Origin of the sequence: Marinobacterium mangrovicola (genome assembly GCF_004339595.1) — a bacterium.
Lineage (GTDB): Bacteria > Pseudomonadota > Gammaproteobacteria > Pseudomonadales > Balneatricaceae > Marinobacterium_D > Marinobacterium_D mangrovicola.
Window position 1 is genome coordinate 82,496 of the sequence record NZ_SMFU01000012.1, and the last position, 19,956, is coordinate 102,451.

The window sequence follows — 19,956 nt, forward strand, 5'->3', positions numbered from 1 at the left end:
AATCCAAAAACTTTCTAAAAAAGCTTAAACCAGTTGATACAGGCCGGTGCCCAGACCGCTCAGTGACAGCATCACCAGAACGGGCACGGCCACAGGATGAAACGAACTCGGCTGGCGGCGGTGGAACGCCATCTGCCCCAGCTGCACACCTATCCAGGTGGGCAGCAGCAGCGCGAGCAGCGGTACCCAGATACCGGCGTCGATCACGCCACTTATCCACAGCAACAGCAGCGCCAGCAGATCGATACAGGCGAGAAAGATCACCATGGTGGCGCGCTGCACCTTCGGCGTCAGCGGCATGCTCAGCAGGTAGCTGACGATCGGCAGACCGCCCACCGAGGCGGCGGCAGTAAAGCCGCCGGAAAGCACACCCATAAAGCGGGTGACCAGGGTGCGCTCCACCGCGGTTTTCTCGGTTTTGCGCAGCAGCATCAACGTCATCACCAGCACCGCCACGCTGATACCTATCTTCAGCGCCAGCTCCGGCAGCTGGATCAGCAACGTCAGGCCCAGAGGGATGCCCACCAGGGCGCCGCTGCCCATACGTAACATCACGCCGCGATCCGCATCGGGCCAGGCGCCACGCAGCAGCCCCAGGGTACCGATCACATCCAGGATCAGGATCACCGGCACGCTCTGCTGCGGTGGCCAGATCAGGTTGAGCCCGGTGATGGCGATGGCGGCATAGCCAAAGCCGGTATAACCGCGCACCAGCGCCGCCACGAAAACAGGCAAAATCGCCCAGGCCAGATTATCTATCGCTAGAAATGAGGACATCACACGCCAGTCAAAAAAGAGAGTGCGCAGCGGCTGCCGCGCTCCAGCCAACGTTAGGGGGTAGGAGGGGAGAGCTGATAGATCCAGATAGAAAAGAATATGGGTCCAGTCTGAGATTCAGGGCTGGTAGTGATCCAAGGTGTGGCGCAGCAGCTCGATCCCTGGCTCAATTTTGTGCGTGGCGATGGCCGAGAACCCCAGGCGCATGTAGTTTTTCGGTGGATTGGGCTCAAAGAAATGGATGCTGCCCTCCTCGATCAACACCCCATTCCGGGCCGCCTGCCAGGAGAGCTTTTCGGTATCCACGCCCTCAGGGGTTTTCAGCCAGAACGAGGAGGAACCGCCGCGCCCCGCCGGCGAATAGAGATGCGGCAGATGGCGGGCGATGGCAGAGGACATGCGGTCTCGCTTGCTGAAGTAGAGCTCACGGATCTTACGCAGATAAGTATCGTAATAACCCTGGGAGAGAAACAGCGCGGTCAAATATTGATTGTTCGTAGCCGGGTGGCGATACATCAGGCGACGCAGCGCCCGCGCTTCCGAGATCAGCGACTCATCCGCCACCATAAAGCCGATACGCAGGCCCGGCGAGATCGACTTGGAGAGGCTGCCCACGTAGATCACCCGGTTGTCCGGGTCGTTCGCCTTTAGCGCCGGCACCGGGTTTTCCTTCATATTGATCTCGGCGTCGTAGTCATCCTCGACCAGGATGCAGTCGTGTTCGCTGGCCAGGCTCATCAACTGCTGCCGACGCGCCCGTGACATCTCCACCCCGGTGGGCACCTGGTGGCTGGGGGTCAGGCAGATATAGTCACAGCCCTTAAGCCGGTCATCGATCACGATCCCCTCGTCATCCACCTGCTGCAGCTGCAGCCGGGCGCCAAAATTACGGAAGATATTGTGGGCATCACGAAAACCGGGATTTTCGATCCCCACCACCTTGCTGCTGTCGAGCAGCAGGTTGGCGAGCAGGTAGAGCGAGTTCTGGGTGCCGATGGTGATCAGTATCTCGCCATGCTCGGCGTAGATGCCACGCTTGGGCAGCAGGCGGGTGCGCAGTTGCTCGATCAGCGCCGGGTGGTCAGCATCGACCCGATCATGGATCCAGTCGCGGGCACCGGCGCCGGTCAGCGCGCGGCGGGCACAGTCGCGCCACTGCTCGATGGGGAAGAAGTCGTGCTGAATCTGGCCGTAGATAAACGGAAATTCGAAGCTACGCCAGTCGTTGGGCTTGACGATATTGCGCTCACTGCTGGGTTTGCAGACAAAGCGGCGGTTCCAGTCCGGCCCTTTCTGGTTACGGCCACGCTGCCCCTTGAGCAGATCCGGCTCATGAAAGGCGGGGGCGATAAAGTAACCGCGGCGACTGGATGAGACCAGGTAGCCCGCCTCAACCAGGCTTTCGTAGATCAGCACGATGGTATTGCGCGATACCCCCAGCTGCTTGGCCAGGCCACGGGAGGAGGGCATCGGCTCACTAACCGGGATATGCCCCGCCAGGATCGCATCCACCAGTCGCTCACGGATCTGCTCCTGCAGCGTACGGTTCGGATCAAAGTCGAAAGCGAGGAAATGTTCGATCATGGGGCACTAAAAATCACTGAGGAGGGCTACTGCATTAAGTTGGAGCAACTTCTACGCCAAACCGGGCAACTGGCCCCATAAGGTGTCAAATCTGGATCTATAGCAGAGTAGCATGCCCCTTCTAAGGTGGATATAGCCAGGCTGAAAGGCTGTTTCAGCCTCCCCGAGCACAACTTCTTTCGGTCAGTACAGACGACCGGCAAGGCTCCAATTTCGACGTAGAGGTCATTATGGGTGATACCTTTCACGGCGTGATCGCATTTGCGCTGCTCGCCACCATGCTGCTTATCGGCAGCGTCCTTCGCACTCGCATTTCGCTGCTGCGACGCTCGCTGATCCCGTCGAGCATCATCGGCGGCGTGATCGGCTTTGTCCTGCTGTCGCTGGACCTGATTCCGGGCTTCTCGCCCCAGGATTTCACCGCCCTGACCTTCCACCTGTTTACCCTGAGCTTCATGTCCCTGTGCCTGACCGGCTCCAGCAAGGACAAGAGCCTTAGCGGTGGCAGCATCGTGCGAGGCGGCCTCTGGCTGACGCTGATGTGGACGCTGAGCCTGGGCCTGCAGGGCGTTATCGGCCTGCTGGTAGCCAAGGGCTACGCGGCGGTATCCGGCCAGTCGCTCAGCGAGTGGCTGGGTGCGATCATCACCCACGGTTTCACCCAGGGTCCGGGTCAGGCACTGACCTACGGCGGTATCTGGGAAGACAAATACGCGATCGCCAACGCGGCACAGGTCGGCCTGATCTACGCATCGCTCGGCTTTATCGTCGCCTTCTGCGTCGGTATTCCCTTTGCCCGTTACGTCATCAAAAAGGGACTTAACGCCAACCAGGCCTCCAAGATCGACTCCCACTTCATCTCCGGCTTCTACACCCGTGAAGAAGCGCCCTCGTCCGGTCGCCTGGTCTCTCATCCGGCTAATGTGGATAACCTGGCCTATCACCTGGCGCTGCTGGGCGTGGCTTACCTGATCACCTATATCTGGCTCAGCGCCATGCAGCCAGTGGTAGAAGGCTGGCAGCCGCTGGGTATCAACGTATCTGTGCTGTTCAGCTTCAATCTGTTCTTCATCCACGGTCTGTTCGTCGCGGTGGTCATGCGCATGGTGATCGACCGTCTGGGCCTGGACCACTACGTCGATGACGAAACCCTGAAGCGGATCACCGGCTCCTCCGTGGACCTGATGGTGGTCGGTACCGTTATGTGCATCAAGTTTGCGGTGCTGTCGGCTCTGCTGGTACCGATCCTGCTGATCTCCCTGGTGGTTACCCTGGTCACCGCGTTCTTCTGCCTGCTGCTCGGCAAGATGAGCGGGCCGCTGGGCTATGAGCGCGGCATCACCGCCTTCGGCTGCTGCTGCGGTTCCACCGGCACCGGCCTGCTGCTTCTGCGCATGATGGATGCCAACTTCAGCACCTCGGTACCCAAGGAACTGGCGTTCTTCAACCTGGCGATCATCCTGGTGAACCTGCATATCCTGTTTGTTTTCGCCCCGATCGTTCCCTCCATGGGCATGGGCGGCTACATCGCTGTCTATGGCGGCACCGCGCTGGTAGCACTCTGCTGTGTACCGCTACTGCTGCGCGGACGCTCCCGTTCCACTTCAACCCAGGGCATGGAAACCAAACAGGCATGAGTAACACCAGGATTTTCTCTGCACGCAGCGTTATCACCATGAACCCGTCACAGCCGGAGGCGACCCATGTCGCCGTCCGCGACGGCCGCATCCTCGGTGTGGGCTCACTGGAAAGCCTGGCTTCCTTCGCGCCCTACACCCTGGATGAGCGCTACGCCGATGCCACGCTGCTGCCCGGCTTTGTCGAAGGCCACGCCCATGCGCTGGAAGGCGCCATGTGGGAGTATGTCTACCTCGGCTACTTCGAGCGCAAGGACCCGGAAGGACAGATCTGGAGCGGCGTGACCTCCTTTGCCGCCATGCAGGAACGACTGCGCGAGCAGGCCGCCCAGCTGCCGGCGGATCAGCCGCTGATCGCCTGGGGCCTCGACCCGATCTACTTCGATGGCGCCCGCCTGACCCGTGAAGTGATCGATGCCGCCGTCAGTGACCGCCCGGTGGTAGTAATTCACTCCAACCTCCACGTGATCAGCGTCAACAGCGCCACTGTGGAAGCAGCGGACCTGGATCGTCATGCCGGTGTCGAGGGGATCGTCCTCGATGAGAACGGCAAGCCCACCGGCGAGCTGCAGGAACTGGCCGCCATGCACGCGGTGATCTCAGCTCTGGAGCTGAGTTTCGACCTGCTCAAGGGCAACGATGCCAGGGCGCTGCGCCGTTTTGCCAACGCCGCCGCCAACGTCGGTATCACCACCACCACCGACCTGATCAACCCGCTCAATGAAGCCTCCATGGATCATCTCCAGGCCGCCACCGGCAGCGATGAGTTCCCGGTGCGCCTGGTACCGGCGCTCGCCTCCATGGCGTACACCCCGGAAGCGGGTATCGAGCGGATGCACTCGGTGCAGGACAAAAGCCATAACAAGCTGGCGTTTGGCCCGGTGAAGATGGTCACCGATGGTTCCATCCAGGGCTACACCGCGCGCCTGAAGTGGCCCTATTACCATGACGGTCATCCCAACGGCATGTGGAACGCACCGCCGGAAGCGATGGTGGAGATGATCCACAGCTACCATCAGGCCGGCATGCAGCTGCATATCCATACCAACGGCGATGAAGCGGTGGAACTGGCGCTGGATGCACTGGAAGAGGCGCTGTCGCTCTGGCCCCGTGCCGATCACCGTCATACCCTGCAGCACTGCCAGATCATCGATCATGCCCAGCTCAAGCGCGCCGCCAAGCTCGGTGTCTGCCTGAACATGTTCGCCAACCATCTCTACTACTGGGGCGATATCCACCGCGACCGCACCATCGGCCCGGAACGCGCCCTGCGCCTGGAGCCCCTCGCCTCGGCACGGGCACTGAACATCACCACCACCGTGCACTGCGATGCGCCGGTCACCCCGCTGGGGCCGCTGTTCGCCGCCTGGTGTGCGGTCAACCGTGAAACCTCCTCCGGCGCACAGCTCGGCGACCGGGAGAAGGTCAGCGTCGAGACAGCGCTGCGCATGATCACCCTGGATGCGGCCTACACGCTGAAGCTTGATCATATGATCGGCAGCCTGGAGATCGGCAAGCAGGCGGACATGGTCGCGCTGGCGGAAAACCCATTGGAAGTGGATCCCCACGCGCTGCGGGATATCCAGGTGCTCGGCACCGTGCTCGGAGGCGTGGTCTACGATGCCCGCTGAGGCGATACCGCTGACGCTGATCAGCGGTTTTCTCGGCGCCGGCAAGACCACCTGGCTCAACCGGCTGATCCGTCAGGGTCTGCCGGCCAACAGCATCATCCTGGTGAATGATTTCGGCCGCATCAATATCGATGCTGACCTGATTGAAGCCGAGGAGGAGCAAGTACTTACTCTTGCCAACGGCTGCGCCTGTTGTTCTCTGGGGGGAACCCTGGCGGATCAGCTGGCGGAGGTACTGAGCTGGGAGAAACCACCCAGCGCGATCTATATCGAAGCCAGCGGTGTGGCCGAGCCCGCCCGTATCGCCGATATCGCCCGGGTGTCGCCGCGTCTGGCCGACGCCCATATCGACTGTCTGGTGGATGCAGGGCAGATTGAGCGCCACCGAGAAGACCGCTACACCGGGGAGATCTGGCACGCCCAGATCCGCAGCGCCCATCGCCTGCTGATCAACCGTCTGCCCGCCGATGAAAACCTGGCGGCACCGCTGCTTGCCCAGCTAAGCGAGCTTAACCCTGAGGCTTCGCAACAGGTGGAAACCACCTCTGAGCCTACACCGGTAAGCAAGCGCGCCATCAGCGGCGGGCCGATGCACAGTTTTACCCTCAACTGCACAGCACCGCTCAGCCAGCAGAGGCTGGGAAGCCTGTTCAGCGAGTACTCGGACGTCTTACTGCGCGCCAAGGGAATCCTTGCCATCGAGGAAAGCGACAGGGCGCAGGTGTTGCAGTTTTCCGGCAGCCAGCTGCGCTGTACGCCCAGCCTGCGCAAGGGCAAAGGCGGGCAGCTGGTCTGTATCGGCCTGAAAAGTGAGCGTTTTGCTGAACTGGAGCAGCGAGTGCGACAGCTGACCTGAGGTGGCTTAGCTCTTTCCGTCAGCGGTAATAGGCTTCACAATTACCGCATCGAGTGCAGCAGGAGAGCCAAGGGTGTTTGATTTCAAAGAGCTGGAGGCTTTCGTCTGGATCGTGCGCCTGGGTTCGTTCCGCCAGGCTGCGCGCCACCTGCACCTGACCCAACCCTCAATCTCGGACCGGATCGCCCGGCTTGAAGACGCGCTGGGAGAGCAGATCCTTGAGCGTAACCAACGCCCGATCAAACCTACCCTGCGCGGCCGTGAGTTTTTCCGCCATGCCGAAGAGATGCTGCAGGCGCGGCAGAAGGCGCTGTTGCCGTTCCAGCCAGAGTCGAGCTTCAGCGGCACCTTTCACCTGGGCGTGGTTGAAACCATCGTGCACAGCTGGCTGCCGGCCTTTCTCACCGATCTGTCGGGGCGCTACCCGGCGATGACGCTGGAGCTGGAGGTGGATACCACCACCCGCCTGCTGCAGCGACTGCAGAGCCATGAGCTGGACCTGGCCTTCGTCACCGGCCCCGTGGAGCTGGAAGACAGCCTGCACCAGCGGCTCTGCAGCTACCCGGTCAGCTTTATCACACGTCCGTCACTGCTGCAGAGCGTCGGCTCCAAGGAAGAGCTGCTGGAGCGCTACCCGCTGCTCACCTATCCGCGCGATTCACGGCCGTTTCTCGAACTCCAGGGACTGCTCTACGGCGCCGGCCTCAGTCATATCAAGGTGCACAACTCCGGCTCCCTGTGGACCATCGTACGCCTTGCCATGGCGGGTTTCGGTATCGGCGTTATTCCGCCGGTCATCTGTGCGCCGGAGCTGGCCCGAGGCGAGCTGAGCCTGGTGGATATGCCGATCTCCCCGCCCAACCTGAACTTCTATTCCCTCTGGTCTCCCGGCCACGACTCTTACATTGCAGAGGCAATTTCAGCCCACGCGGTCTCCTTTGATAAGGAAAAGGCGGTGGATTTCTACCGCTAATGAAAGATTTTACCTATCGTTAAAAATCAAAAAGATCGATTGGACTTATACTCTCTCTCCTTCTTAAATAAATGTCACTAACCAACATATAAGTGCAGGTCTACTGCATATCCAGCTGGTCAGTGCTGCATGTCTGAGCCAGCGAAGTGCCCCTCGAGCAAAAAACCATTGCTCGCATAAATTTATAAAGTCCAAAAATGAGGTACGTCGCATGATCAAGAGCGTAAAAACGATTGCTGCCGTCTCCGCGATTTCATCTGGCCTGGTGCTGGGCGCACAGGCGCAGGCCGCTGACCTGAGTGTCGTCGGTAGCTGGAGCAGCCTGGAGCTGTACAAGAAATTTGAGCAGCCGTTCTGGAACGATGCTCTGCCCGCCGCAGACGCCAACTTCAACGTCCAGATGACCACCTTCGACCAGATGGGTATCCCTGGCGGAGACGTTTACCGCTACCTGTCAGACGGCATGTTCGACGTCGGTATGACTGTAGCGGACTACACCGTGCAGGATGCGCCGGAGCTGGAAGCACTGGATTTCCCGCTGATCGCGCCGGATGTTGAAACTGCCCGCAAGGTTGCCACCGCCTTCACACCGATTGCAGAAAGCGCCATGAACAAGCGCTTCAACAGCCATGTGCTGGCCATCGTGCCTTACCCGTCCCAGGTGGTTTTCTGTAACCAGCCGATCGAGAACCTGGCTGACCTGGCAGGCAAGAAAGTACGCGCCAGCGGCCGCACCACCTCCGAGTTCATCAACGCCCTGGGTGGCGAAAGCGTCGGCATCGCCTTCAACGAAGTCCCTGCAGGTCTTGAGCGTGGCGTCATCGACTGTGCCGTTACCGGCTCCCTGTCCGGTTACAGCGCTGGCTGGTACGAAATGGCCACCCACCTGCTGCCGGTTCCGGTCGGTGGCTGGGACTACGTTATCACCGCGATCAACAACGACAAGTGGAACAGCCTCGACGAAGCCGAGCAGCAGAGCCTGCAGAGCGCTATCGACACCGAGTTCGCCGACAAGGTCTGGGCCAACGCCGAAGTCGACACCCAGCAGGGTATCGCCTGCCTGACCGGTACTGCCGAGTGCACCAAGGGTGAAGCGGCCAACATGACGCTGGTGGAAGCCACCGACGCTGACATCGAACTGACCCGCAAGCTGCTCGAGGAAACGGTTATCCCGGCCTGGGTTGCCCGTGTCGATGACGCCACCGAGCAGGCGTGGAACGAGCAGGTCGGCAGCCTGGTCGGCCTGACCGCTAAATAACCGGAGTTCGTGATGCACGCTCTTGTTGCCCTGAACGATCAACTGATCGCTCTCACTCGACGCGCATCCCGCTACGTGGCCTGGTCGCTCGGCATGCTATTGCTGGCGACCATCGCCTTTATCGTTGCGGCGATCCTGATGCGCAAGTTCGCAGGCCTGGCCCTGCACGGGGTTGAGGAGTATTCCGGCTACATGCTGGCGATCCTCTCCTCCTGGGGCCTCGCCTACACCCTGTATGAGAAGGCGAATATCCGTATCGATATCGCCCACAACCGGCTGCCCGCCGCCGGACGCGCCACGCTGGATGTTATCGCGCTGTTCTCGCTGACGTTTGTCAGCCTGGTCATCAGCTGGTACGCCTGGCCGGTGCTGGATAAATCGCTGAGCAACAACTCGCTGGCCAATACATCCCTGGCAACGCCGCTGTGGATTCCGCAGCTAGTCTGGTTTGCCGGTTATGTCTGGTTCTCGTTCGTCAGCGTTGTGCTGTCGCTGCGGGTGATTCTCGCCGTGCTGCAAAAAGACGCGGGCCGCATCGATGCCCTGGCCGGTATCGAACCGGACCTGCCTGCCGACGACGAAACCACCCGGGATCCGGCCGCAAGCGGTCAATCCCGAAGCTAATTACTGGAGCACCTCCATGCTTGGATTCCTTTCCGTAGGCGTCCTCGGGCTGCTGCTGCTCAGCATCCCGGTTGCCGTAACCCTGTTGTTGCTCGCGTTTGGCGTCGGCACCTTCTTTTCACCCTTCCCGCTGCTCAAGGCACTGGGACAGAACCTCTGGTCGGCTGCGGACTCCTTCCTGCTGATCGCGATCCCGCTGTTCGTGCTGATGGGCGAAATTATTGTCCGTAGCGGCATCGCCGGCCGCGCCTACCGCGCCATGGATCACTGGCTATCCTGGCTGCCGGGCGGCCTGCTGCATGCCAACGTGGTCACCTCGACACTGTTTTCCGCCACTTCAGGCTCCTCCGTCGCTACGGCGGCCACCATCTCCACCGTGGCGCTGCCGCAGCAGCGTGCGCTGGGCTATGACCCCAAGCTGTTCCTCGGCACCATCGCTGCCGGCGGCACCCTGGGTATTCTGATTCCACCGTCGATCAACCTGATCATCTACGGCTTTCTGACCGAAACCTCTATCCCGTCGCTGTTCATGGCGGGCCTGATCCCCGGTCTGCTGCTGGCCCTGATCTTCATGCTGATCTCCATGGGCCTGTGCCTGGCGTTCCCGAAACTGGGCGGTCCGCGCCGCAGCTCCAGCTGGGGTGAGCGTTTCGGCGACCTGATCCATCTGGTACCGCTGCTGGCCCTGTTCACGGCCATAGTCGGCTCAATCTACCTGGGCTGGGCGACGCCGACCGAATCCGCCGCCATCGGCGTGGTCGCCTCGATGATCCTGGCCGCGATCAATCGCAAGCTGAACTGGACAACCCTGCGCGAAGCGCTGGATGGCACCATCAAGACCACCTCGATGATCATCTTCATCATCATGGCGGCCTCCTTCCTGAACTTCGTCATCAGCGCCGCCGGCCTGCCGCGGGTACTCACCGCGTTCCTCAACGCCCATGAGTTCTCCAACTACGAGCTGCTGTTCGCGGTGATCCTGATGTACATCGTGCTCGGTTTCTTCATCGAGACGCTGTCGCTGATGGTGATCACCATCCCGATCGTGGCGCCGATCATCTTTGGTGCCGGCTTCGACGCCGTCTGGTTCGGCGTCATCATGATCATCTTCGTCGAAATGGCGCTGATCACACCGCCTGTGGGCCTCAACCTCTATATCGTGCAATCCGCACGACGGGGTGAGCCGTTCAGCGATGTGGTGCTGGGCACGCTGCCCTATATCGCCGCCATGCTGATTCTTGCACTGCTGCTGATCGCCTTCCCGGCTATCGCTCTCTGGTTACCTGAAACGCTTTGATATTGGAGTTCTAACACCATGATTCTCAATCTGTCAGTCAACGGTCAGGCGACCGAATTCAGCATCGACAACCTGGCGATCGCCGGCTGGGCCGGGCGCGACCAGGAAGGCGTGCAGCACCATATCGACGAGCTTGCCGAGCTCGGCGTACAGCCGCCGTCCACCACGCCGCTGTTCTACCGCGTCGATCCGCAGCAGCTGACCCAGGCCGACAAGGTCCAGGTGCTGGGCGAGGGCAGCTCCGGTGAAGCCGAGGTGCTGCTGATCGCCGACGCCAACCGTCGTCTGTTCGTATCCCTTGCTTCCGACCACACCGACCGTGAGCTGGAAAGCTACAGCGTGGCGTTCTCCAAGCAGATCTGCGTCAAACCGTTGGCCAAGGAAGCCTGGCCGCTGGAAGAGGTCGCGCCGCACTGGGATCAGCTGCGCCTTGGCAGCGAGATCGAAGAGCAGGGCGCTCGGGTTGAATATCAGAACGGCACCCTGGCCGAACTGCTGGATATCCCCACGCTGCTGGAGCGCCTGCCGAAAGAGCTGCGCGACAACCAGGGCATCCTGCCGAACACCGCCATGCTGTGCGGTACGGTACCGGCCATCGGCGGTATCCGCATGAGCCCGTCGTTCTCCGGCAGCCTGACCGACCCGGTACTGAACCGCAGCATTCGTCTGGACTACAGCCTGGAAACACTGCCGGTTGCCGTGTAATCCAGGATCAGCCAAGGAGTCGATATGAGCGTGGAAAAAGCCTCAGCGTTCTTGAGCGGTGCGCTGAAACAGCGTCGCATCGCCGATGCGCTGAACGCCTTCAAGGCCGGGGACTTTTCCCCGGCGGAGCTGGCCACAGCGCTGGAACAGCGCAAGCAGGGCATGAACAGCGAGCGTCTGGCAAAGATCTATATCAGCCAGAGCGCTGCACCGGAGCATGGCGCCCAGGGCGCCCTGGGCGGCATTCCGATCAGCATCAAGGATCTGTTTGACGTTAAGGGCGAGCAGACCCGGGCCGGTTCCAAGGTGCTGAATTCAGCACCTGCAGCCTCCGAGGACGCGCCCTCCGTGGCGCGTCTGCGCGAGGCCGGCGCCTGGTTTACCGGTCGCACCAACATGACCGAGTTTGCCTTCTCGGGCCTGGGGCTGAATCCGCATTACGGTTCGCCGGAAAACCCCTTCGATGCCAGTCTGATCACCGGTGGTTCCACCTCCGGCGGCGCGGCCTCCATCGCCGATGGTCTGGCGCTGGGGACTCTGGGCAGCGATACCGGCGGTTCTTTGCGTATCCCGGCGGCGTTCTGCGGCATCGTCGGTTTCAAACCGAGCCAGGCCAGCGTGCCGGGTGATGCGGCTTTCCCTCTGTCGCCGAGTCTGGACTGCGTCGGCCCCATGGGCGCCAGCGTGGACTGCTGCGCGCGACTCTGGTCGGTACTGTCACAAACCGAAGTCAGCGACGCCGACAGCGGTGATCGCAAGCTGCGTCTGGCGATTCCGGCGGGAGCGCTGATCGACAACCTGGAAGCACCGGTGGCGGCCGCTTTCGAGCAGGCTGTGGAGTTGCTGCGCCAGCAGGGGCATCAGATCGAAACGCTGGCGTTCGATTCGGTGGACCAGGTCTACGCCATCAACCAGGCCGGCGGTCTGGTGGTGCCGGAGGCGATTGCGATCCACAAGGAGCGTCTGGAAGCCCAGGGCGAGGAGTACGATCCGTTCGTCCGCGATCGTCTGCAGGGTGGTCTGGAACTGCCTGCCTGGGTGTACGCCCAGCGTCTGCTGCCCAGGGGCAAGCTGCAGCAGCAGTTCGCCGCCGAGAGCAGCGGCTTTGATGCGGTGATTCTGCCGACGGTACCAATTCTGCCGCCGGCCATCGCCACGCTGGAAAAGGATGCCGCCGCCTTCCATGCGGCCAACCGCATGGCGCTGCACAACACCAATGTCTTCAACTACCTGGATGCCAGCGCGATCTCTCTGCCCTGGCAGCCGCAACAGGCAAAACTGCCAATCGGCCTGATGCTGGGCCGCCCCCAGGGCGAGGATCTGGCTCTTCTGGCCCTGGCACGCCGTATCGAGGCTCTGATCGAGACATCGATCGGCTAAGTCTGACTAAATAGCACTAGTTGCCGGTTGTACTGCCCGTTACGTGGGCAGTACGCCAAACCTGTACTTCTATCCCTCTCTGGTGAGGTGCAGGCTTTTTTCGGGGTCGGCTTGCACCAGTCAGACCCCGTTTTTTTGCCCGCCAATCACAAACCCAGCCATCCCGTAAAACAGCTGAATAACCCAGGGTGCGGGTTATCCAGCCGATCCGGTTTATCCGTCAAAGGTCTGTGCGGTGCATTTCAGCCAATGGAATACGCCGGCTTGATAAGCGGCATTCCCGGCCTGATATGTATAGGGAAGGGGCGGTGGTCAGGGGTTCGATCAGGCAGACATGAAGTCGTGCCAGCGGCGCACCAGGTAGTTGTGCTCGTCCATTACCGAGTTCCACACCGCCACCTGGCTCATGCGCTGGATATAGCTGCCGCCTTCGCGCACTTCACCCTGGCGGATAACCGGTTTGCCTCCCGCCACGCCGGGCAGGTCCTCACTGGCCGCCTTACCGTCGTACCAGTAATCCCATTCCGCCTTGGACATCAACGGCCGGGAGCGCTGGGGGTTGGAGATATAGTAACCCTGGCGGGCGATCATTGAACCCGGCCAGCCGGACAGCCACCAGTTCATATAGTCGTAAGCCGCATCCAGTACCCTGCCGGTGGCACAGCGGGAGATCGACATGCCGCCATACCAGGCGCGGTAGCCTTCGCGGGGCGCCGCCATGCGCAGGTCGAGCTGCTGCGCCTTGAGCTCGATCAGGGCCGGGGACCAGAGGCTTTCGATGCCGACGGCGCCCTGCTTCATCTGTTCGACCGCGGCAGAATGGTCGCTCCAGAAGGAGCGGAAATGATTTTTACGTTTCAGCTTGATCAGGCATTCGATCAGCTGATCGATCTCTTCGATCGACAGGTTGCCGATATCCTTGAACTTCGCCAGACCCTTCGCTTCCACGGCCAGCGCGGCATCCAGCGCTCCGATCGCGCAGTCGCTCTGCAGACCGACCAGGCCACAGCAGCGCTCATCCACCAGCCAGCCCCAGCTTTCCTCTTCGGCAATCAGGTCCGCGGGCAACAGATCCCGGCGGTAGCCGAAGCTGTCGGCGTTGTGACTGACAGGCAGCATGGTGATTTTGCCGGTAGGGCGCGGGCCAAAGTTACCGTCCGGCTGCACGTAGAGCCTGTCCACCGGCTTGCAGCCATCGCCCAGCGGCGCATGCAGGGTGATGCGGCCGGTTTTCGGCAGCGAGTTGATCTCTTCCCAGTGGGTGATTCGCTTGATATCGATCGGCTGCACCGCCGAGGCGGGCCAGATAAAGTCCACGTTGTGGAACCACTGGTCGTAGATATCGAACGACTCCGGCGACAACACGCCCCGGGTCTGCGCTTCCACACCGTCTAACACCTCGAAGCGGATATCGATGCCCAGATCCTTGCGTGCCTGATCGCGAATGCAGTCGAGCAGGGTCACAGAGGTACCCAGCACACGAAGCACCGGGGCTCCTTTCAGAATCGCCGGTGCTTCAGGTGTTTTCGATGCTTCCGGCGATTGCGATGAAGAGGTTGTCGCAGATTTAGCCATTGAGGATCCTTGGCGCGGGGAAACGACTGATGCTTTCCATAAATGTTTGCAGCGAACGCCGTATTGTAACCTCTGAAAGATTGCGAGTGATAAATATAAGGTATGAGTCACGCTCATCCTTGGGCCACTGGGTCAGCAGCTCCGGCGGATACACTGTGTGCTGTACGCCGTGTAACACCAGCGGGACTTCACTGTCCTTGGGGTGCAACACCCCTTTAACGCGCAGTAGATTGGCGCCGTGGCAGTCAAGCAGCAGCGACAGCCAGATACCCAGGCAGGTCCAGTCCAGCTCTCCATCCAGCTGCAGGCGGAAAGAAGCGATACCATCCAGGTGCTGGCCCGACGGCTGTTGCTTATTAGTAAAGGCGGAAAAGGCGGGGGATCCCAGCCAGCTCTGAATCTGCACCGGTCGCCACTGCTTTCCGCCCGAGACGCCGACAAACAGGTTCTCCAGCTGCGAAGGTTCGATTTCGCCACTGATCAGTTCAGCCGCAGGGTTGATACGCTGAACAATCTCCCTAACCTTATCCAGCTGTGCAGACTCCGCCTGGGCCACTTTCGAAAGCACGACTCTGTCTGCCGCCGCCACCTGGTCGGTCCAGACCGGATAAGACTCGTAGCTGGCCAACCCGTTCTGCGCATCGACCAGACAGATACCTGCCGCCGGCTTCAACTGATTGCGCAGCACAGTATCGGCGGCCAGGGTCGAATTGATCGGGCCGGGATCAGCCAGCCCTGTGGTCTCAAGGATAATGCGGCGGAAAGGAGGAATCTCCCCGGATTCACGCTGCGACAACAGCTTTTTCAAAGCCTCGGACAGCTCTCCACGGATGGTGCAGCAGACACAGCCGCTTTTCAGCAGCACGGCTTCCTGCTCAAGATCACCCAGCAGCAGGTTATCCAGCCCCACCTCGCCAAATTCGTTGATCAGCACCGCGGTATCGCCGAAGGCCTCGTCACGCAGCACCCGCTTCAGCAAAGTCGTTTTGCCGGCGCCGAGAAAGCCGGTAATCACATGGACCGGAATCCTGTTATCCAGATCAGCCATGAGCCTGCTCCTCGCCGACAAACAGCGCCGACAGCGGATCGACCGCGCGTCCGGTCAGATCTGCGACCGCGCGCCAGATCTCGCCCAGGTCGGTGGCCAGCGCCTGCTTGCCTGTAGCCGTAGAGACCAGATAGCTGGTGTTCTGAAAGTCCTTCACCGTCACCCGGGCCGATTCCAGCACACTGTTGATCAGCGCGATCCGGTAAGCCCGCTCGCGCCGACGCTCATCGGCGGCCTGTTCGGGGTCAAGCGTATGGGTCGCGCTCCAGTGGCTTTCGCCACCCAGGGCTCCGCACAGTCCGCACATCAGCAATCTCCTTTAGCGAGCATCAACGATCAGCGCCTCGACTGCGGTGGCGCTACGCAGCAGCCGCTCATCCTCTCCGCGAGGAGCGCTAAGCTGTAGACCAGTGAACTGATTATCCGCATCGATCCCGCTGGGTAGCGCTACAGCCGGGCAGTCCAGCAGACTGGCCACCATCGACAGCTTCAGTGTTTTCAGGTTGGTTGCGGCAAAGAGCTCCGGGTCTTTTTCCAGCGGTTCCAGCTCCGGTGCCACATGGGCCACCGTCGGTGTCAGCAGCACGGCGCCATCGAGATCCTCTTTAAGGGCCTCGATCAGGCGATCACGTTCCCGGTACAGCACCAGCAAACGCTCGCCGTTGACATCGGCGGCTCCCCCAAGTCGCTGCCTGACACGCTGATCCATCAGCTCGCCGAGATCGCTGTTCACCAGGTGGCCGTATTCCGCGTAGGCCTCAACAGCGCCCAGCCAACCCAGCGCTTCTATGCAGTCCAGCGTCTCGTGTACCGGCTCGACGGCGCGCTCCTCAACGCTATAGCCCGCGGCGCGCAGTTTATCGACGGCCTGCATCAGATTACGCCAGACCGCCGGTTCTATATCGATCCGCTCCGGCAGCGCCATATCCACCACAAACCGCACCGCATTCGGTGCCAGCGGCTTCCTCGGCCGGTAGGTCTCGCCACGCATGGCATCATCCACCGCCACACAGTCCGCCAGTGTATGCGCGATCACGCCGATGGTATCCAGAGTATCCGCCAGGGGCGTGACACCGGCCCGGGTATGGCGGTTCTGGGAGGGGCGGTAGGAAACCAGGCCATTAAACGCCGCCGGTACGCGCAGAGAGCCGGCAGTGTCGGTACCTATGGCCGCCGGCACCACACCCTGGGCCACGGCCAGCGCCGAGCCGGAACTGGAACCACCCGGCACACGCGGCGTATCTCCACTGGCAATCGACACCGGCGTGCCGTAGTGAGGATTGAGGCCAAGGCCGGAGTAGGCCAGTTCCGTAAGGTTGGTCTTGCCGACACTGACCAGACCGGCTGCTGCGGCGTTATACGCTGCACGAGCATCGGTTTCCGCCGGCTGCTTCGACAATACCCGGCTGCCCGCCGTGGTCACCGTGCCGGCAAGATCAAACAGATCCTTCCAGGCCAGGGGGACGCCATCCAGCGGCCCCCTGCGCAGCTTCAGCCGCGCGCGATCGGCGGCAGCCTGAGCTTCCGCCAGGGCTCGCTCGGGGCAGAGCGAGATAAATACGCCTTCAGCCTCCAGGGCCTTGGCCAGGGCTTCGCGGGTCAGGGCCACCGGGTCCAATCGGCCGGCCGCTATCTGCTCACCCATCTCCAGGGCGGTCAAAGTAGGGTTACTCATGCTATCCGCCTCAGAGATCTTCGCGTTTCTGTTTCAATGCAGCGGTATCGGCATCGCTGAGCCTGCTGAAACCCCGTGCCTTATCGAATACCCAGTTCCGGCCAACGCTGGTCGCAAGATACTGGTCATCGAAGCCCGAGTTGACCTCCTGCTGCGGATAGCGCGGCATGATCCAGGTTTTCATCAGCAGCCAGTAGATCAGCAGCGCCGACAGGAAGCCCACCGCGTATGCGTATTCAAGGAACAGGATCGCCAGACCACCGCCGATAACCCAGGCGACCAGGCCTGCCGGGTTAAAGCCCGATGCGAAGCGGAACTGACCATTGGGGTTGAACAGGTCAGGCACGTTGAGTCGGCGACGGCGCAGCAGGTAGTAGTCCGCCACCATGATGCCGCCAACGGCGGACAGCAGCGCACCGTAGTAGCTGAGGAAGGTAAACAGGTTATTCAGGATCAGCCAGGGCATCGCCAGGGTGCCGATAATACCGGCCAGCACCAGTGCAACGGCGTAGGAGACGCGCGGCGCGCCGGCATTCACAAAGGTCAGCGCGGCGGGAATCAGGTTGGCGGCATTGTTGGTAGACCACTGCGCCAGGATCACCATCAGCAGCAGAACCACCAGGGTAAAGCCTGCGCCCTGGGCCTGGATCACACTGACCGGGTTCCAGTCGCCCGCGGCGATAAAGGAGACGCCGCCGATCAGCGCGATCCACGCCTGGGTGGCAGGCAGCGCGATGAACTGCGCGACAAACACATTGCGGTTACGCTGACGGAAGCCTTTCGGGTTTGCCGGCACTTTCAGGAAGCGGGTCAGGTTGGGGATATCCACAGCCAGCGCAGACCAGAACGCCATGTTGGCAAAGAACAGGCCGATCACGGACACATCTTCGCCACCGGCGAAGGTCCAGATATTGATGCCCTGGGTCTTCGCCAGCACATCGAGGGTGTAATACATCCAGATTGAGATCGCCAGAATGCATGGAGCCGCGATAGAGGCGAGCATCTCAACCGCGCGGATACCCAGCGCCGTATTGACGATCTGCACCACCGCAAAGATCAGGTACCAGGTCACCCAGCTGTCAAAGCCGGTGAGGTACTCGACGATACCGTTGAGCGCCAGCGCCCCCAGGTAGGTCTGGATACCGAACCAGATGGCGGCAACCACGCCGCGCGATACCGCCGGTAGATGCGTACCCTTGATACCGAAGGGCGCCCGCAGATAGACCGAGAACGAGAGCCCGTGCTCGGTGCCGATATCGGCGGTCAGCGTCATCACCACGCCCAACACCAGGTTGGCCAGGAAGATCACCACCACCACTTCGGCCAGTGACAGCCCAGCAACGCCGCCGGCGCCCAGCTGGAAGGTGGCGATGATGACGGCCATGCCGATCCAAAGCCAGATAAAACCCCAGAATCCGATTGTTCTTTGAGAACGCCATACCGGGAGAATCGACTCCTCCAGCAAATGGCTGTCTGTCTGTGGGCTTGTTCCATCTGCCTCTTGATGACTTTGATGACCGTTCAAACCCTGGCCTCCGCTATAGATGAATTTTGAATACAGAATTCATTTATAGAACACAAAAAGTAGCCAGATCAACCAAGAGTTGAAAAAAACCGTTCTTAGACATGTTTCTGTCGCACTGATCAACTTTTCACCAAAAAATATCCAACCCACATCAAATAAAGTCATTTTTCACTAATAAAAACAGAATAACTGGTCTAAAAAACTAACAAAAACCGCAATCACACCATGAAAAATCAATAATCCAGAATCCGGCAGTCGATTTATCAACGCCAGGAAATCTTGCCATATAAAGAAGGGAAACGCCGATACCCTTCCAATCCCACATTGACTTAAATGAATTTTGTATCCAGAGTTCATTTTCGATCATGCGAGACCGATCATGCGAGACCGATCATGCGAGACCGATCATGTGAGACCGATCATGGAGACAAGGGTTAGTCACTGTCTCTCTACCCATATTTAAAAGAGAAATGCCGCGACCGGGCGGTCTAGGAGATTGTTGTAATGGCCAAGAAAGAAATACTCTGCGCCTTCGGGATTGATGTGGACGCCGTAGCCGGCTGGCTGGGTTCTTACGGTGGTGAAGACTCACCTGACGATATCTCCCGCGGCCTGTTCGCCGGCGAAGTGGGCGCACCGCGACTGCTCAAGCTGTTCGAAGACCACAACCTGAAAACCACCTGGTTTATTCCGGGACACAGCATCGAGACCTTCCCCGAGCAGATGCAGGCCGTCGCAGACGCAGGCCACGAGATCGGCGTTCATGGCTACAGCCATGAAAACCCGATCGCCATGACCCGTGAGCAGGAACGCGATGTGCTCGATCACAGCATCGAGCTGGTCACCAAGCTGGCGGGCAAGCGTCCCACCGGTTATGTAGCGCCCTGGTGGGAGTTCAGCCCGATCACCAACGAGCTGCTGCTGGAGCGTGGCATCAAGTACGATCACAGCCTGATGCACAACGATTTCCACCCGTACTACGTTCGTGTCGGCGACTCCTGGACCAAGATCGACTACTCCAAATCCGCCAAGGAGTGGATGAAGCCGCTGCAGCGTGGCGAAGAGACCGACCTGATCGAGATCCCGGCCAACTGGTACCTCGATGACCTGCCGCCGATGATGTTCATCAAGAAGTCCCCCAACAGCCACGGCTTCGTCAGCCCGCGTCACCTGGGTGAAATGTGGCAGGACCAGTTCGACTGGGTTTACCGCGAAAATGACTATGCCGTATTCACCATGACCATCCACCCGGATGTCTGCGGCCGCCCGCAGAACCTGATGATGCTGGAACGTCTGATCAAGCACATCCAGAGCCATGAAGGCGTGCGTTTCTGCACCTTTGATGAGATCGCTGACGACTTTGCCAAGCGCAACCCGCGCAGCAAATAAGCCCGGCGCCGAGGCTCCAATT

At 60.6% G+C, this 19,956-nt stretch carries 17 protein-coding genes; 10 read left to right on the plus strand and 7 right to left on the minus strand.

The annotated features are described in order from the left end of the window. Positions 1–24: 24 nt before the first annotated feature. Both CLV83_RS18880 and pdxR read right to left on the minus strand, forming a co-directional pair. Positions 25–777: a sulfite exporter TauE/SafE family protein gene (locus CLV83_RS18880; protein WP_104005460.1), complete on the minus strand. Its 753-nt coding sequence runs from the start codon at positions 775–777 to the stop codon at positions 25–27. A 117-nt stretch (positions 778–894) separates the two neighbouring features. Continuing rightward, the gene (gene pdxR / locus CLV83_RS18885; protein ID WP_132296277.1) at positions 895–2,361 is read right to left on the minus strand and encodes a MocR-like pyridoxine biosynthesis transcription factor PdxR; all 1,467 of its coding nucleotides are present in this window, start codon (positions 2,359–2,361) and stop codon (positions 895–897) included. 230 nt (positions 2,362–2,591) lie between these two features. Between pdxR and CLV83_RS18890 the strand changes: the two genes are divergently transcribed. From CLV83_RS18890 to CLV83_RS18930, 9 genes are all read left to right on the plus strand, one after another. Continuing rightward, positions 2,592–3,998 (plus strand): sodium/glutamate symporter, encoded by a 1,407-nt coding sequence (locus tag CLV83_RS18890; RefSeq protein WP_104005334.1) that lies wholly within the window; start codon positions 2,592–2,594, stop codon positions 3,996–3,998. Next, positions 3,995–5,629 carry an amidohydrolase gene (locus tag CLV83_RS18895; RefSeq protein WP_132296280.1) on the plus strand — a complete coding sequence of 545 codons (1,635 nt, stop codon included), beginning with the start codon at positions 3,995–3,997 and terminating at the stop codon, positions 5,627–5,629. The genes CLV83_RS18890 and CLV83_RS18895 overlap by 4 nt, the downstream gene beginning before the upstream one ends. After that, positions 5,619–6,485 carry a CobW family GTP-binding protein gene (locus CLV83_RS18900; RefSeq protein WP_132296283.1) on the plus strand — a complete coding sequence of 289 codons (867 nt, stop codon included), beginning with the start codon at positions 5,619–5,621 and terminating at the stop codon, positions 6,483–6,485. Before CLV83_RS18895 ends, CLV83_RS18900 begins: the two co-directional genes overlap by 11 nt. Before the next feature lie 73 nt (positions 6,486–6,558). After that, complete coding sequence (locus CLV83_RS18905; protein ID WP_132296286.1) at positions 6,559–7,458, plus strand: LysR family transcriptional regulator; 900 nt, start codon at positions 6,559–6,561, stop codon at positions 7,456–7,458. Positions 7,459–7,669: 211 nt separating this feature from the next. Next, positions 7,670–8,716, plus strand: a complete 1,047-nt coding sequence (locus CLV83_RS18910; protein WP_132296289.1) for a TRAP transporter substrate-binding protein — start codon at positions 7,670–7,672, stop codon at positions 8,714–8,716. 12 nt (positions 8,717–8,728) lie between these two features. Beyond that, positions 8,729–9,340 (plus strand): TRAP transporter small permease subunit, encoded by a 612-nt coding sequence (locus tag CLV83_RS18915; protein ID WP_132296292.1) that lies wholly within the window; start codon positions 8,729–8,731, stop codon positions 9,338–9,340. A gap of 16 nt (positions 9,341–9,356) precedes the next feature. Beyond that, positions 9,357–10,637 (plus strand): TRAP transporter large permease, encoded by a 1,281-nt coding sequence (locus CLV83_RS18920; RefSeq protein WP_132296295.1) that lies wholly within the window; start codon positions 9,357–9,359, stop codon positions 10,635–10,637. A gap of 18 nt (positions 10,638–10,655) precedes the next feature. Then, positions 10,656–11,342 carry a DUF2848 domain-containing protein gene (locus CLV83_RS18925; protein ID WP_104005341.1) on the plus strand — a complete coding sequence of 229 codons (687 nt, stop codon included), beginning with the start codon at positions 10,656–10,658 and terminating at the stop codon, positions 11,340–11,342. Between the two features lie 24 nt (positions 11,343–11,366). After that, entirely contained in the window at positions 11,367–12,722 is a 1,356-nt protein-coding gene (locus CLV83_RS18930; protein ID WP_132296298.1) for an amidase, read from the plus strand. Between the two features lie 324 nt (positions 12,723–13,046). Here the strand turns inward: CLV83_RS18930 and CLV83_RS18935 are convergent, their stop codons facing one another. Genes CLV83_RS18935 through CLV83_RS18955 form a run of 5 tightly spaced genes read right to left on the minus strand, consistent with a single transcriptional unit; the run spans position 13,047 to position 18,545 of the window. Further along, positions 13,047–14,297, minus strand: a complete 1,251-nt coding sequence (locus CLV83_RS18935; protein WP_207894959.1) for an ABC transporter substrate-binding protein — start codon at positions 14,295–14,297, stop codon at positions 13,047–13,049. After that, complete coding sequence (locus tag CLV83_RS18940) at positions 14,290–15,345, minus strand: CobW family GTP-binding protein (RefSeq protein WP_132296301.1); 1,056 nt, start codon at positions 15,343–15,345, stop codon at positions 14,290–14,292. The genes CLV83_RS18935 and CLV83_RS18940 overlap by 8 nt, the downstream gene beginning before the upstream one ends. Continuing rightward, positions 15,338–15,652: a hypothetical protein gene (locus CLV83_RS18945; protein WP_132296304.1), complete on the minus strand. Its 315-nt coding sequence runs from the start codon at positions 15,650–15,652 to the stop codon at positions 15,338–15,340. Before CLV83_RS18945 ends, CLV83_RS18940 begins: the two co-directional genes overlap by 8 nt. A gap of 12 nt (positions 15,653–15,664) precedes the next feature. Continuing rightward, positions 15,665–17,020: an amidase family protein gene (locus CLV83_RS18950; RefSeq protein ID WP_207894960.1), complete on the minus strand. Its 1,356-nt coding sequence runs from the start codon at positions 17,018–17,020 to the stop codon at positions 15,665–15,667. Between the two features lie 10 nt (positions 17,021–17,030). Continuing rightward, positions 17,031–18,545, minus strand: a complete 1,515-nt coding sequence (locus tag CLV83_RS18955) for an NCS1 family transporter (RefSeq protein ID WP_132296307.1) — start codon at positions 18,543–18,545, stop codon at positions 17,031–17,033. A gap of 504 nt (positions 18,546–19,049) precedes the next feature. Here CLV83_RS18955 and CLV83_RS18960 point away from each other — a divergent pair. Continuing rightward, complete coding sequence (locus CLV83_RS18960) at positions 19,050–19,934, plus strand: polysaccharide deacetylase family protein (RefSeq protein WP_132296310.1); 885 nt, start codon at positions 19,050–19,052, stop codon at positions 19,932–19,934. Positions 19,935–19,956: the final 22 nt, after the last annotated feature.